Here is a 13454-nt window from a genome sequence, read left to right as displayed (position 1 = left end):
TGCGCGGCGCATCGGAACGTTACAACGCCGATGCCCTGCTGGCGGTGCATGCCCGGGAAGAGGGCGGCCAGTGGCAGGCCAAATGGCGTTTGTGGCTGGGCGATCAGAAGGAGGCGGGCAGCGTGCAGGGCGCGGATCAGGCCGCAGTGGCTGATGCGGTGTTGTTGGCGGTCAGTCAGCGTCTGGCGCCACGGTTTGTGGTCAAGGCGGGTGCTTCGGGCGAGCAATTGCTGGAAGTGCAGGGCATGAATCTGGAGCGCTATGCCGCGCTCGGACGTTTGCTGGAGCCGTTTGGCGCGCGCCTGCAAAGTGTTGACGGTGACCGGATTCTTTACCGGGTCAACGGCAGCGCCGAGCAGTTGCGCTCGCAGTTGTCGCTGGCGAAGTTGCAGGAAGTTCCGGCGGGTGAGGCGCCGGCACCAACGGTGGCTGTTCAGCCGGTGGCGGAGGGTTCGGCGCCTGCTGTCGCGCCAACACCTGCACCGGTGCCGCAGTTGCGTTTCCGTTGGTAAGGTTTTCTTTCTTTATATAGATGCATATGGAGTGGTACATGGCCGATACGCGGCGTTGGTTCTGGTTGGGTGGGGTGGTTCTGCTCTGCGCGTTTATCTGGCTGTTGCATCCGATTCTCACGCCGTTCCTGGTGGCGCTGTTATTGGCGTATCTGTTCGACCCGCTAGTGGATCGGCTGGAAAAGGCCGGTCTGTCCCGGACCTGGGGCGTGGTGGCGGTGTTCGCGCTGTTCACCTTGATCTTCACCACCTTGTTGCTGGTGCTGGTGCCGATGCTCGCCAAGCAGTTGTTTCGCTTGTATGAGCTGGCGCCACAGATGCTCGACTGGTTGCAGCACACGGCATTGCCGTGGGCGCAATCGAAGTTCGGGTTGTCGGATGGCTTCTGGAAATTCGACAAACTCAAAGCAGCGATCAGTGAGCACATGGGCCAGACCACCGACATTGTCGGCGTGGTGCTGAGTCAGGCGACCGCTTCTGGCCTTGCGTTGATCGGTTGGCTGGCCAATCTGGTGCTGATCCCGGTGGTGAGTTTTTACCTGCTGCGGGACTGGGACGTGATGATGGCCAAGATCCGCAGCCTGTTGCCCCGCGATCGTGAAGAGCGCGTCGTGACGCTGGCGGGCGAGTGCCATGAAGTGCTCGGCGCGTTTGTGCGTGGACAGTTGCTGGTGATGGTGGCGCTGGGCGTGATCTACGCGGCGGGGCTAATGCTGGTCGGGCTGGAGCTAGGACTGCTGATCGGGATAATTGCCGGCCTGGCGGCGATCGTGCCGTACATGGGGTTTGTGATCGGGATTGGCGCGGCCTTGATTGCCGGTCTGTTCCAGTTCGGCGGCGACTTGTACCCGATGGTTGGGATCGTCGCGGTGTTCATGGTCGGCCAGGCGCTGGAAGGCATGGTGCTGACGCCATTGCTGGTGGGCGACCGGATCGGTCTGCATCCGGTGGCGGTGATCTTTGCGATTCTGGCCGGGGGTGAGCTGTTCGGTTTTACCGGCGTGCTGCTGGCGCTCCCGGTGGCGGCGGTGATCATGGTGCTGGTGCGCCATGTGCATGATTTGTATAAAGATTCTGATATGTACGGTGGCGTTGACGAATCCGGGCGGTAAGGATCGCTGATGGCACGTTGCGGGCCGCCTGGTTCAGTGCCAGGCTGGCCCGTATCCCTTGAGCGGCTGTCACATGCGCCGCCAAAGAAACGCTCATAAAACCGGTGCGATAACGCAAACCTTTGATTTTGCTTATGGTCTGTCGCATTGTGCGGTCAGCGTCACGGGTATAAACTTCGCAAACTTTACACAGAGGCCACTAACGGTTCCTTTGGAACTGTTCAGTCAGCATGAAACCGATTCAGCTGCCCCTAGGTGTGCGTCTGCGTGATGACGCTACCTTTATCAATTACTACCCAGGCGCCAATGCCGCTGCACTCGGCTATGTCGAGCGGCTTTGCGAAGCCGACGCCGGCTGGACCGAAAGCCTGATTTATCTCTGGGGCAAGGACGGGGTAGGGCGTACGCATCTGCTGCAGGCTGCCTGTCTGCGCTTTGAGCAGTTGGGGGAGCCGGCGGTGTACCTGCCGTTGGCCGAGCTGCTGGACCGCGGCATCGAAATTCTCGATAACCTCGAACAATACGAACTGGTCTGCCTCGACGACTTGCAAGCGGTTGCCGGGCGCGCGGATTGGGAAGAGGCGTTGTTCCATCTGTTCAACCGCCTGCGTGACAGCGGTCGGCGTTTGCTGATTGCGGCGTCGACCTCGCCGCGTGAATTGCCGGTGAAGCTGGCGGACCTGAAGTCGCGTCTGACCCTGGCGCTGATCTTCCAGATGCGACCGCTGTCCGACGAAGACAAATTGCGTGCCTTGCAACTGCGTGCATCCCGTCGCGGCCTGCACCTGACCGACGAAGTCGGGCATTTTATTTTGACTCGCGGTACTCGCAGCATGAGCGCGCTGTTCGAGTTGCTTGAGCGTCTCGATCAGGCCTCCCTTCAAGCTCAACGCAAGCTGACCATTCCGTTCCTGAAAGAAACGCTGGGCTGGTAAAGCCCAGGTTTTTCACGGGTTCCGGCATATTTCAGGCGCCACAAAATCCGCTTTCCTACTTGGGGTAGGCTGCGCAAGCGTCTAAATGGGGCTTAAGCGCTTAGATGGAAACGCGAAACCGGAAAGTCACATAAAGTTCGATTGAATTTGCAAATGAGGATGATAGCGGGCATAGTCTCGGCTTCTTTACAACTATCAGCCACGGTCGTGCCCATGCTAAATCGCTTCGCACCCCTCGTGCCTCTCGCACTCGTCACCCTGTTGTTCGGTTGCGCTGCTCACTCTCCAGTGTCCCAGCAAGAGCAACAACAGCAGGTTAGAAATTCAGTTACTGCGCAATCTTCTTCCGTTCTTTTCCAGGAAGAGCTGGCCACCGATAAAGAACTGGCTGACTTCGCCGATGGCAAGTCGTACCAGCTTCCGGTTCTGGCCGACAGCATTCTCGAGCGTGGCATGTCCCTGATCGGTACTCGTTACCGTTTCGGCGGTACGTCCGAGGCTGGGTTCGATTGCAGCGGTTTCATCGGTTATCTGTTTCGTGAAGAGGCCGGCATGAACCTGCCGCGCTCCACTCGCGAAATGATCAATGTTGACGCGCCACTGGTTTCTCGTAGCGCGCTCAAGCCGGGTGATCTGCTGTTCTTCGCCACCAATGGTCGTCGCGGTCGTGTCAGTCACGCCGGGATCTACCTCGGTGACAACCAGTTCATCCACTCCAGCAGCCGCAAAAGCGGTGGTGTCCGGGTCGATAGCCTGGGTGACAGCTACTGGAGCAAGACCTTCATCGAAGCCAAGCGCGCACTCGCGATGGCCCCGACCGTGGTCACGGCTCGCAAGTAATTGACTGGCCTGTCGCCACATCAGTGGCGACAACGACTTCTCTGCAACAGAGAAGACGGACAGTTTGTAAGGCGAACTTAAAGTCTTACTTGAAGTTTGCCGCGTACCCGCTAGAATCCAGATCTATTATTGATGGCAAACCGCCTGCGTCCTGCGCAGGCGGTTTTCTTTTCTGCCCTTCCGGTGGAAAAAGCCGCAGCCAGATCAGGATGTTCTGCTTATGACGATGTCGGCCCGCCTCGCACTCATGCTCTTCGCAGCGCTGCTCAGCGCCTGCGCCAGCCGCACACCGCCACCTGCGCCGGTGGTTCGCGCACCGCTTGTTTTCAGTTCTTCCCAGGCTTTTTCTCCCGAAGCGGAAGACGTGCTCTTTCGCGCGTTGGGGCTCGTGGGCACGCCTTATCGCTGGGGCGGCAATACGCCGGATTCCGGGTTCGATTGCAGTGGCTTGATCGGTTATGTCTACCGTGACGTGGCGGGCATTTCCCTGCCGCGCACCACCCGCGAGATGATCGGCATGCAAGCGGCCAATGTCGGCAAGGAAGGCTTGCAAACCGGTGACCTGATTTTCTTCGCCACCAATGGCGGCTCTCAGGTCAGCCACGCCGGGATCTACGTTGGCGAAGGCCGCTTCGTTCATGCGCCAGCCACGGGCGGCACGGTGAAGCTCGACAGCTTGTCCAAGGCGTATTGGCAGAAAGCCTACCTGAGCGCCAAGCGTGTTCTGCAACCCGAACATTTGGCGCGCAATCCCTAGTTCGCAGAGGTCGTCATGACCGCACGCACACTCAATCTCGACGACTCCCTGTATCAATACCTGCTCGACGTTTCCCTGAGGGAAACGCCGCTGCTCAAGCGTTTGCGCGATGAAACCCAGGCGCTGCCAATGGCGCGCTGGCAGGTGGCGCCGGAGCAGGGGCAGTTCCTCGCCTTGTTGGTGAAACTCACTGGCGCCGAGCGCTTGCTGGAAGTCGGCACCTTCACCGGTTACAGCGCATTGTGCATGGCGGCGGCTTTGCCGGATGGCGGCTCGCTGATTTGTTGTGATATTCCCGGCGACTACAACGCCACGGCGCACCGCTACTGGCAGGAAGCAGGCGTCGCCGAACGAATTGACTTGCGCCTGGCGCCCGCGCTGGAAACCCTGGCTCAGTTGGATCAGCCCGGACAATTCGATTTGATGTTCATTGATGCCGACAAGGCTAACTATCCCGCCTATCTGGAGCATGCGCTGCGTCTACTGCGCGTTGGTGGCCTGGCGGTGTTCGATAACACCCTGTGGAGCGGGCGGGTGTTGGAGCACAATCCTGAGAGTGAAGACACCCGAGCCATTCAGGCACTGAATCTCGCCTTGAAGGATGATTCGCGTGTGGATTTGTCGCTGTTGCCGTTGGGCGATGGGCTCACGCTCTGTCGCAAGCGCTAAACGCAGCCCCTGTGGGAGCTAGCTTGCTAGCGATAGCGGTGCACCAGGCAACATCAATGTTGGATGTGCTGACCCTATCGCTAGCAAGCTAACTCCCACAGGTCTTGAGTGTGGCAGTTACTTCGCCGCAGAAACCCGCCACACCTTGTTCCCCACATCATCCGCCACCAGCAAATCACCCTGTTGATCAATCACCACGCCCACCGGCCGGCCCATGGCATCTTCATCTTTATTGAGGAACCCGGTCAGCACATCAACCGGTTGCCCGGTCGGTTTGCCGGCACTGAACGGCACGAAAATCACTTTGTAACCACTGTGCGGCTTGCGGTTCCACGAACCGTGCTGGCCAATGAACGCGCCTTCCTTGAATTGCGCTGGCAGCGTGTTGCCTTCCGCAAACGTCAGGCCCAGCGACGCGGTGTGCGGGCCGACCGCGTAGTCCGGCGCTATGGCCTTGGCGACCAGGTCCGGGTTTTGCGGCTCGACGCGAATGTCGACGTGTTGGCCGTAGTAGCTGTATGGCCAGCCATAGAACCCGCCGTCCTTCACTGAAGTGATGTAGTCCGGCACCAGGTCGCTGCCGATTTCATCCCGCTCGTTGACGGCTGTCCACAGGGCGCCGCTTTGCGGTTCCCAGGCCAAACCATTTGGATTGCGAATCCCCGAGGCGAAGATCCGGTGGTTGCCGGTGGCGCGATCCACTTCCCAGATTGCCGCGCGACCTACTTCCTGATCCATGCCGTTTTCGGCGACGTTGCTGTTGGAGCCCACCGTGACGTACAGCTTGCTGCCGTCCTTGCTGGCGATGACGTTTTTCGTCCAGTGGTGATTCAGCGTCCCGCCGGGTAGATCGACCACTTTGATCGGCTGCGACTTGATGGCCGTGTCGCCGACTTCATAGTGGAAACGCAGCAAGCGGTCGGTGTCGGCGACATACAGGTCATTTCCAACCAGCGTCATGCCGAAGGGCGAATTGAGGTTTTCCAGAAATACCGTGCGGGTTTCGGCGATGCCATCGTGGTCCTTGTCGCGCAGCAAAGTGATGCGGTTCGGACTCGGGACGCCGGCACCGGCGCGGCCCATGACTTTCTTCATGACCCAGCCTTTGACGCCTTTGCCATCGTCGGGTTTGGGCGGCGCATTGGTTTCGGCGACCAGCACGTCGCCGTTCGGCAGCACGTACAGCCAGCGCGGGTGATCGAGGTTTTCAGCAAAGGCCGCCACTTGCGTTCCCGCTGCCGCCACAGGTTTCACGCCGTCCGGCCAACCGATCGCCGGGGCGATATTCACCGTAGGGATCAGGGTTTTGTTCGGTTCTGGCAGTTTGGGTGACGGGCCGGTGCCGTCGGAGACTTGCAGGCTGGAGGTTTCACCACAGGCGGCGAGCCCTCCGGCGAGGGCGATGACGAGAACGAATTGGGGCTTGCGCATACTGATCTTCCCTATAAATGCAGTGGCCTGATCAATAGAGAAGCGCAAACCCGCGATGGTTCAACCGGTCAGCCGCGGGCTTCCTTGAACAGCACGGCGATGCCGGGATGATAGTTGCCCGCTTCGTTGCGCAACTTGCGGTAGGCGTAGGGGAAATACCAGGCGACGGCGCAGGTGTGTTCCTTTTGCAGGTCGTCGACCATGTCCTGGAGTTCTTCCGGGGTGGCGCCGTGTTGGGACTTTTGCGGTGCGACGAACAGGCAGCCGAGTTTCAGGTCGCTGGCGTAGCTGATGCGCTTGGCGTCGCTGGTGATATCGACCAGGGCCTGTGTCAGGTTCAGGCTGTTGACCCGTGGCCAACGCTGCGTGGCCTGAAGGTAGGCGCGTTCTTCGCTGGTGGCAATGAACAGGTCGGCGCGAGCGTTGCGTTCACCTTCCTCGTTCTGTTTGCGGGTCGGTGTGTGCTGCAGCGTGACCATTTCCGCCATCCACGCCGCGGCCGAGAGCAAGCCGAGGTTGGCTTTTTCGTCGTACCAGTAAGGCGTGTCGTTATCGCCGCGCACCGCGTTGTAGCGGTCTATACAGTCAAACCAGCGCTCCAGCACCGGGCGCAGGAATTCCAGCTTCGGATTGCTGATGATCATGCCTTGCATGTGGCTCACCCTTGTTATTGTGTTGTCAGGTTGTGGCGCTTTGATATCACTGCTGAGAGCGTGGCACAAGATTGGCGTCATTTTATTGATCAGTGGCAGTTATTCGCCCAGCGGCGTCCCGGCTTTAATTGACGCTCCACCCCCAACCCTCTAACCTTCGCGGCTTGTTTCAGGTGCTCTGTGGCCTTGGTCGACAGAGTGAAACAGGGAAGCCGGTGAGTGCGTGCGTTCAACACATTAACAACCACGATCCCGGCGCTGCCCCCGCAACGGTAAATGAGAGAAGACTGCGCCTTGAGCCACTGTGTCAATTGACATGGGAAGGCGCGCAGTCAGGCGAAGCGCCGCTCATGAGCCCGGAGACCGGCCTGATCCATCCAGCGGCATCACGGTGGGCGATGCCAGGCTTCTTGCCGTCTATTCTTGTGCCTGCCCGCCGTTATCCAGCCTCAACGGAGAGCTCCCCATGACTGATACTCCCGATCGTGACGAACGCCATCTGGCGCGCATGCTGCGCAAAAAAGCCGTGATTGACGAGCGCATCGCCAACTCCCCGAATGAATGCGGCCTGCTGCTGGTGTTGACCGGCAACGGCAAAGGCAAAAGCAGCTCGGCCTTCGGCATGCTCGCGCGCTCTATGGGCCACGGCATGCAATGCGGCGTGGTGCAGTTCATCAAGGGTCGCAACAGCACGGGCGAAGAGTTGTTCTTCCGGCGCTTCCCGGAGCAGGTGCGGTTTCATGTGATGGGCGAGGGTTTTACCTGGGAAACCCAGGACCGCCAGCGTGACATCGCCGCCGCCGAAGCTGCATGGGAAGTGTCCCGCGAATTGCTGCGTGATCCGTCGATCGGCCTGGTGGTGCTTGATGAACTGAACATCGCCCTCAAGCACGGGTACCTCGACCTCGATCAGGTGCTCAGCGACTTGCAGGCGCGTCCGCCGATGCAACACGTGGTGGTCACCGGTCGCGGCGCCAAGCCGGAAATGATCGATCTGGCCGACACCGTCACTGAAATGGGCGTGATCAAGCATGCGTTCCAGGCCGGGATCAAAGCGCAAAAAGGCGTCGAGCTGTGAATCAACCACGTCATTGCCCGGCGGTCTTGATTGCCGCGCCGGCCTCCGGTCAGGGCAAGACCACCGTCACCGCCGCGCTGGCCCGTTTGCATCGCAATCAGGGGCGCAAGGTGCGTGTGTTCAAATGCGGCCCGGACTTTCTCGATCCGATGATTCTCGAGCGCGCCAGCGGTGCGCCGGTGTATCAATTGGACATGTGGATGGTCGGCGAGCAGGAAAGTCGTCGACTGTTGTGGGAAGCCGCCGGTGAAGCGGATCTGATTCTGATCGAAGGCGTCATGGGCCTGTTCGACGGCACGCCGTCCAGCGCTGACCTGGCGCGGCATTTCGGTGTGCCGGTGCTCGGGGTGATCGATGGCACGGCGATGGCGCAGACCTTTGGCGCGCTGGCGTTGGGGTTGGCGAAGTATCAGCCGGACTTGCCGTTCGCTGGGGTGCTGGCCAACCGCGTCGGCACCTTGCGCCATGCGCAATTGCTTGAAGGCAGCCTGACTGAAGGTTTGCGTTGGTACGGCGCGTTGTCCCGGGAAACCGGGATTGAACTGCCGAGTCGGCACCTCGGCCTGGTTCAGGCCAGCGAGCTGAACGACCTCGACGTGCGCCTCGATGCAGCGGCTGAATCACTGGCCAACAGTTGTGACGTTGCACTACCGCCGCCTGTGGAATTCGCTGCTCCAGAAGTGATCGCTGCCGAGCCGTTGCTGGCCGGCGTTCGCATTGCCGTGGCCCGTGATGAAGCGTTTGCGTTCACTTATGGCGCGAGCCTGGATTTGCTGCGAGCCATGGGCGCCGAATTGTCATTTTTCTCGCCGATCCGCGACACGCAATTGCCGGAGGCTGACAGCCTCTATCTGCCGGGTGGCTACCCCGAATTGCACCATGTGGCGCTGTCCCGGAACACCCAAATGCTCAACGCCATTCGCGCTCACCACGCGGCGGGCAAACCGTTGCTGGCCGAGTGCGGCGGCATGTTGTATTTGCTCGATTCGCTGACCGATGTCGAAGGCTCGCGCGCAGAACTGGTGGGGTTGCTGGCCGGTGATGCGGTGATGCAGAAACGCCTGGCGGCGCTGGCGTTGCAAGCGGTCGAGTTGCCGGAAGGCTCGCTCCGTGGGCATACCTATCATCATTCGTTGACCAGTACCGAGCTGGAGCCGCTTGCTCGCGGCCTGAGTCCTAACGGTGGGCGTGGTGCGGAGGCGGTTTATCGTGAGGGGCGGATGACCGCTTCTTATGTGCATTTTTATTTTCCGTCGAATCCGACTGCGATTGCCGCATTGTTTGCGCCTGACCGTGCGGACACCATCGCTGGCAAGCCAGCTCCCACGGTTGACCGTGTATTACCTGAAGAAACGCAAGTCCCTGTGGGAGCTGGCGTGCCAGCGATGAGGCCATGACCGACAACGCATTCAGTCAGGCCGAAAGGGAAGCGGTTTATCGCGCGATAGCCGAACGCCGCGACATGCGCCACTTCAGCGGAGGCACCGTCGAACCTGAACTGCTCCGACGCCTGCTCGAAGCCGCACATCAGGCGCCGAGTGTCGGCCTGATGCAGCCCTGGCGGTTCATCCGTATCAGCGATCGGGTCCTGCGCGGCAAGATCCAGTTGCTGGTGGAGGAAGAACGCATGCGCACCGCCGAAGCCCTTGGCGAGCGCACCGACGAATTCATGAAGCTGAAAGTCGAAGGCATCAACGATTGCGCCGAGGTGCTGGTCGCGGCGTTGATGGACGATCGCGAGCGGCACATCTTTGGCCGTCGCACCTTGCCTGAAATGGACATGGCCTCATTGTCCTGCGCGATCCAGAACCTGTGGCTGGCGTCCCGTGCCGAAGGGCTCGGCATGGGCTGGGTCTCTTTGTTCGAGCCACAAGCCCTGGCCAACCTGCTGGGTTTGCCCGCCGGGGCCAAGCCGTTGGCAGTTCTTTGCCTTGGCCCGGTCAAGGAATTCTATCCGGCGCCGATGCTGGTACTCGAAGGCTGGGCGCAAGCGCGTCCGCTCAGTGAATTGTTGTACGAAAATTATTGGGGAGTGAGTCAATGAGTGTGGCGTTGTTGAGTGTCGCCGCGGTTGCGCTGGATGCGCTGCTGGGTGAGCCCAAACGCTGGCATCCGCTGGTGGCGTTCGGCCGTTTTGCCGACCGCATCGAGCAACGTTTCAATGGTGGCGGGCGCGGCTGGCGTAGTCACGGCGTCACGGCATGGGTGATCGCGGTGTTACCGCTGACCTTGCTCGCCACCGCTTTCTCCTGGGCGCCTTATGTCGGCTGGGTCGTCGAGATTCTCGCGCTCTATTGCGCCCTCGGCCTGCGCAGTCTCGGTGAGCATGTCGAGCCGGTCGCCAAGGCGCTGCGCAGTGATGATCTGGACGAGGCGCGCAAACGTGTTGGCTATCTGGTCAGTCGCCAGACCAGCGAACTGGATAAGACCGAAGTGGCCCGCGCCGCCACCGAATCCGTCCTGGAGAACGGCAGCGACGCAGTATTTGCCGCGCTGTTCTGGTTTGCCGTGGCCGGCGCGCCGGGCGTGGTGCTCTACCGATTGAGCAATACGCTGGATGCGATGTGGGGCTATCGCAACGAACGCTTCGAACGGTTTGGCTGGGCGGCGGCAAAGATCGACGACGTGCTCAACTACATTCCTGCGCGGCTGGTGGCATTGACCTACGCGCTGCTGGGTAAAACCCGACTCGCCCTGAAATGCTGGCGCACCCAAGGCCCGACCTGGGACAGCCCGAACGCCGGGCCAGTGATGGCCGCAGGTGCCGGCGCGTTGGGCGTCGAGCTGGGCGGGGCGGCGATTTACCACGGTGAATTGCATCAGCGTCCGCAGCTGGGTGAAGGGGTGCCGGCGGACGCGGACGCCATCGACCGCGGCTGGCAACTGGTCCAGCGCGGGGTATGGTTATGGCTGCTGATTCTTTGCGTGGGAGCTGAATTCTATGCTTGAACACGGTGGACGTTTGCGCAAGGCAGCGCTCGAATACGGCATCGCCGAAGCCGATTGGCTTGACCTGTCCAGCGGCCTCGCGCCTTGGCCGTTTCCGGTCCCGGACATTCCATTGCGCGCCTGGGCGCGATTGCCGGAAACCGATGACGGACTGGAACAAGCCGCCTGCGATTACTACGGTGCCGCGCAGGTGTTGCCGGTGGCCGGTTCGCAAATGGCGATCCAGTTGCTGCCGCGTTTGCGTCGGGTCGGCAAGGTCGGCGTGCTGTCGCCGTGTTACGCCGAGCACGCCGAAGCCTGGCGCCGCAGTGGCTACATCGTGCGTGAAGTGCTGGAGCAAGAAGTCGACTTCTTCCTCGACAGCCTCGATGTGCTGGTGGTGGTCAACCCGAACAATCCCACGGGCCTGTGCCTGACCCCGAGCCGTCTGCTCGACTGGCATTCCAGGCTGGCGCAGCGCGGTGGCTGGCTGGTGGTCGACGAAGCGTTCATGGACAACACGCCGCAGCTGAGCCTGGCGCCGTGTGCCCATCTGGTCGGTTTGATCGTACTGCGTTCTTTCGGCAAGTTTTTTGGTCTGGCGGGAGTGCGTTTGGGGTTCGTGCTGGCGGAGCGCAAGTTGCTCAAGTTGCTCGCCGAACAAGTCGGACCCTGGGCCGTCAGCGGACCGACCCGCATGTTGGGCCAAGCGTGTTTGCAGGATGCCGAAGGTCACGCCAGGCAACGCCTGCGTACAGAAGAGGCCAGCGAACGTCTGGCGCTGCTGCTGGAAAAATACGGTTTCAAACCTCAGGGCGGTTGTGCCCTGTTTCAATGGCTAACCACCGAGCGCGCCGAAGAGTTGCATGAATTCATGGCCCGGCGCGGCATTCTGCTGCGGTTGTTCACCCACAACAGCAGCCTGCGTTTCGGTCTGCCGGGCGAAGAGTCTGACTGGGCCCGGCTCGATCAAGCGTTCGTCGATTACGCCAAGGAAAGCCGATGACTACGCTGATGGTGCAGGGCACCACCTCCGACGCCGGTAAAAGCACGCTGGTGACAGCGTTGTGTCGCTGGGTCACGCGGCAGGGCGTGCGCGTGGTGCCGTTCAAACCGCAGAACATGGCGCTCAACAGTGCCGTGACCGCCGACGGTGGCGAGATCGGCCGTGCGCAAGCGGTGCAGGCTCAGGCCGCCCACCTCGAACCGCACACCGACATGAACCCGGTGCTGCTCAAACCCAACAGCGACACCGGCGCCCAGGTGATCATCCATGGGCGCGCCGTCACGACGATGAACGCGGTCGCTTATCACGACTACAAAGCCATCGCCATGCAAGCCGTGCTCGCCTCCCATACGCGGCTGAGCGCGGCGTATCCGGTGGTCATGGTCGAAGGCGCAGGTTCGCCGGCCGAGATAAACCTGCGGGCCGGCGACATCGCCAACATGGGGTTCGCCGAGGCAGTGGATTGCCCTGTTGTGTTGATCGCCGACATCAATCGCGGCGGCGTTTTCGCGCATCTGGTGGGCACGCTGGAATTGCTTTCTCCCTCCGAGCAGGCGCGGGTCAAAGGCTTCATCATCAACCGATTTCGCGGCGACATTGCGCTGCTGCAACCGGGTCTCGACTGGCTGGAAGCCCGCACCGGCAAACCGGTGATTGGCGTTCTGCCGTACGTAATGGACCTGCACCTGGAGGCCGAGGACGGCATCGATCAGCGCCAGACCGACAAGGCCGATCAAGTGTTGAAAGTGGTGGTGCCGGTGTTGCCGCGCATCAGCAATCACACGGACTTCGATCCGCTGCGCCTGCACCCGCAAGTCGACCTGCAATTCATCGGCCCTGGTCAGGCGATTCCGCCCGCCGATCTGATCATCCTTCCCGGCTCGAAAAGCGTGCGCAGCGACCTCGCGTATTTGCGCGCCAACGGTTGGGACAGCGCCATCGCCCGCCATCTGCGCTACGGCGGAAAAGTCCTGGGTATTTGCGGCGGCCTGCAGATGCTCGGCGAACAGGTGCACGATCCGTTGGGCCTCGAAGGTGCGCCGGGCTCCAGCGCCGGTTTGGGGTTGCTGGCGTTCCAGACGCAACTGGAAGAAGAGAAGCAGTTGCGCAATGTACGCGGGCGTCTGGCGCTGGAAGATGCACCGGTCAGCGGCTACGAAATTCATGCCGGCGTGACCACCGGGCCGGCTCTGGAAAACGCCGCCGTGCAGTTGGACGATGGTCGTTGCGACGGCGCGCAAAGTGGCGACGGGCAGATTTTCGGCACTTATCTGCATGGCCTGTTTGAATCGCCGGCGGCGTGCAGTGCGCTGTTGCGTTGGGCGGGTTTGCAGGAGGTGCAGGATGTGGATTACCACGGGTTGCGCGAGCGTGATATCGAACGTCTGGCGGATTTGGTGGAGAAGCATCTGGATACCGGGCTGTTGCGTGAGCTCTGCGGGATTTGACGCCGCTGTTCCGGCCTCATCGCGAGCAGGCTCGCTCCCACAGGGAATGAAGTTGTCCACATATGTTTGATTCACCCACGGGACC

The 13454-nt window shown here is 61.1% G+C and carries 14 protein-coding genes and 1 riboswitch; of the genes, 12 read left to right on the top strand and 2 right to left on the bottom strand.

All coding sequences use genetic code 11. The annotated features are described in order from the left end of the window. The 6 genes from Q7W83_RS18575 to Q7W83_RS18550 all read left to right on the top strand — a co-directional run. Positions 1-512: DUF2066 domain-containing protein (locus Q7W83_RS18575; RefSeq protein WP_473656469.1), on the top strand; the 512-nt coding region annotated here is incomplete at its 5' end. Between the two features lie 38 nt (positions 513-550). Beyond that, positions 551-1624, top strand: coding sequence for an AI-2E family transporter (locus Q7W83_RS18570; protein WP_473656468.1), 1074 nt, complete (start codon positions 551-553; stop codon positions 1622-1624). A 230-nt stretch (positions 1625-1854) separates the two neighbouring features. Continuing rightward, positions 1855-2559 carry a DnaA regulatory inactivator Hda gene (gene hda, locus Q7W83_RS18565; RefSeq protein ID WP_008033543.1) on the top strand — a complete coding sequence of 235 codons (705 nt, stop codon included), beginning with the start codon at positions 1855-1857 and terminating at the stop codon, positions 2557-2559. A 213-nt stretch (positions 2560-2772) separates the two neighbouring features. Continuing rightward, positions 2773-3399: a C40 family peptidase gene (locus Q7W83_RS18560; RefSeq protein WP_150630160.1), complete on the top strand. Its 627-nt coding sequence runs from the start codon at positions 2773-2775 to the stop codon at positions 3397-3399. Between the two features lie 220 nt (positions 3400-3619). Beyond that, positions 3620-4156, top strand: coding sequence for a C40 family peptidase (locus Q7W83_RS18555; RefSeq protein WP_473656467.1), 537 nt, complete (start codon positions 3620-3622; stop codon positions 4154-4156). Between the two features lie 15 nt (positions 4157-4171). Beyond that, on the top strand, positions 4172-4825 hold the full coding sequence (locus Q7W83_RS18550; protein WP_473656466.1) for an O-methyltransferase: 654 nt from the start codon (positions 4172-4174) through the stop codon (positions 4823-4825). A gap of 117 nt (positions 4826-4942) precedes the next feature. Here Q7W83_RS18550 and Q7W83_RS18545 read toward each other — a convergent pair whose 3' ends face one another. Beyond that, positions 4943-6256: a PQQ-dependent sugar dehydrogenase gene (locus Q7W83_RS18545; protein ID WP_150630157.1), complete on the bottom strand. Its 1314-nt coding sequence runs from the start codon at positions 6254-6256 to the stop codon at positions 4943-4945. A 68-nt stretch (positions 6257-6324) separates the two neighbouring features. Continuing rightward, complete coding sequence (locus Q7W83_RS18540) at positions 6325-6909, bottom strand: hypothetical protein (RefSeq protein ID WP_150630156.1); 585 nt, start codon at positions 6907-6909, stop codon at positions 6325-6327. A 154-nt stretch (positions 6910-7063) separates the two neighbouring features. Beyond that, positions 7064-7295, top strand: a riboswitch (cobalamin riboswitch). An 80-nt stretch (positions 7296-7375) separates the two neighbouring features. On the opposite strand from Q7W83_RS18540, the gene cobO reads away from it, so the two are divergent. Genes cobO through Q7W83_RS18510 form a run of 6 tightly spaced genes read left to right on the top strand, consistent with a single transcriptional unit; the run spans position 7376 to position 13369 of the window. Then, positions 7376-7987, top strand: a complete 612-nt coding sequence (gene cobO, locus Q7W83_RS18535; protein ID WP_473656465.1) for a cob(I)yrinic acid a,c-diamide adenosyltransferase — start codon at positions 7376-7378, stop codon at positions 7985-7987. After that, the gene (locus Q7W83_RS18530; protein ID WP_150630154.1) at positions 7984-9384 is read left to right on the top strand and encodes a cobyrinate a,c-diamide synthase; all 1401 of its coding nucleotides are present in this window, start codon (positions 7984-7986) and stop codon (positions 9382-9384) included. Before cobO ends, Q7W83_RS18530 begins: the two co-directional genes overlap by 4 nt. Then, positions 9381-10031: a 5,6-dimethylbenzimidazole synthase gene (gene bluB, locus Q7W83_RS18525; RefSeq protein WP_473656464.1), complete on the top strand. Its 651-nt coding sequence runs from the start codon at positions 9381-9383 to the stop codon at positions 10029-10031. The genes Q7W83_RS18530 and bluB overlap by 4 nt, the downstream gene beginning before the upstream one ends. Beyond that, on the top strand, positions 10028-10936 hold the full coding sequence (cbiB, locus tag Q7W83_RS18520; RefSeq protein WP_473656463.1) for an adenosylcobinamide-phosphate synthase CbiB: 909 nt from the start codon (positions 10028-10030) through the stop codon (positions 10934-10936). The genes bluB and cbiB overlap by 4 nt, the downstream gene beginning before the upstream one ends. Further along, the gene (gene cobD / locus Q7W83_RS18515) at positions 10929-11921 is read left to right on the top strand and encodes a threonine-phosphate decarboxylase CobD (protein ID WP_473656462.1); all 993 of its coding nucleotides are present in this window, start codon (positions 10929-10931) and stop codon (positions 11919-11921) included. Before cbiB ends, cobD begins: the two co-directional genes overlap by 8 nt. Continuing rightward, a complete protein-coding gene (locus tag Q7W83_RS18510) occupies positions 11918-13369 on the top strand; it encodes a cobyric acid synthase (RefSeq protein WP_473656461.1) in 1452 nt (483 codons plus the stop codon). Before cobD ends, Q7W83_RS18510 begins: the two co-directional genes overlap by 4 nt. Positions 13370-13454: the final 85 nt, after the last annotated feature.

The organism is Pseudomonas sp. 300 (assembly GCF_055803035.1).
Note: the sequence above shows the minus strand (reverse complement) of the source record. Positions and strands in the feature narration are given on the sequence as shown.

Excerpts from the sequence above, each read along its gene's own strand:
- Q7W83_RS18510 (WP_473656461.1), top strand. The coding sequence starts at position 11,918 with ATGACTACGCTGATGGTGCAGGGCACCACCTCCGACGCCGGTAAAAGC.
- cbiB (WP_473656463.1), top strand. The coding sequence starts at position 10,028 with ATGAGTGTGGCGTTGTTGAGTGTCGCCGCGGTTGCGCTGGATGCGCTG.
- Q7W83_RS18560 (WP_150630160.1), top strand. The coding sequence starts at position 2,773 with ATGCTAAATCGCTTCGCACCCCTCGTGCCTCTCGCACTCGTCACCCTG.
- Q7W83_RS18555 (WP_473656467.1), top strand. The coding sequence starts at position 3,620 with ATGACGATGTCGGCCCGCCTCGCACTCATGCTCTTCGCAGCGCTGCTC.
- cobD (WP_473656462.1), top strand. The coding sequence starts at position 10,929 with ATGCTTGAACACGGTGGACGTTTGCGCAAGGCAGCGCTCGAATACGGC.
- bluB (WP_473656464.1), top strand. The coding sequence starts at position 9,381 with ATGACCGACAACGCATTCAGTCAGGCCGAAAGGGAAGCGGTTTATCGC.
- Q7W83_RS18570 (WP_473656468.1), top strand. The coding sequence starts at position 551 with ATGGCCGATACGCGGCGTTGGTTCTGGTTGGGTGGGGTGGTTCTGCTC.
- Q7W83_RS18545 (WP_150630157.1), bottom strand. The coding sequence starts at position 6,256 with ATGCGCAAGCCCCAATTCGTTCTCGTCATCGCCCTCGCCGGAGGGCTC.
- Q7W83_RS18550 (WP_473656466.1), top strand. The coding sequence starts at position 4,172 with ATGACCGCACGCACACTCAATCTCGACGACTCCCTGTATCAATACCTG.
- Q7W83_RS18540 (WP_150630156.1), bottom strand. The coding sequence starts at position 6,909 with ATGCAAGGCATGATCATCAGCAATCCGAAGCTGGAATTCCTGCGCCCG.
- hda (WP_008033543.1), top strand. The coding sequence starts at position 1,855 with ATGAAACCGATTCAGCTGCCCCTAGGTGTGCGTCTGCGTGATGACGCT.
- cobO (WP_473656465.1), top strand. The coding sequence starts at position 7,376 with ATGACTGATACTCCCGATCGTGACGAACGCCATCTGGCGCGCATGCTG.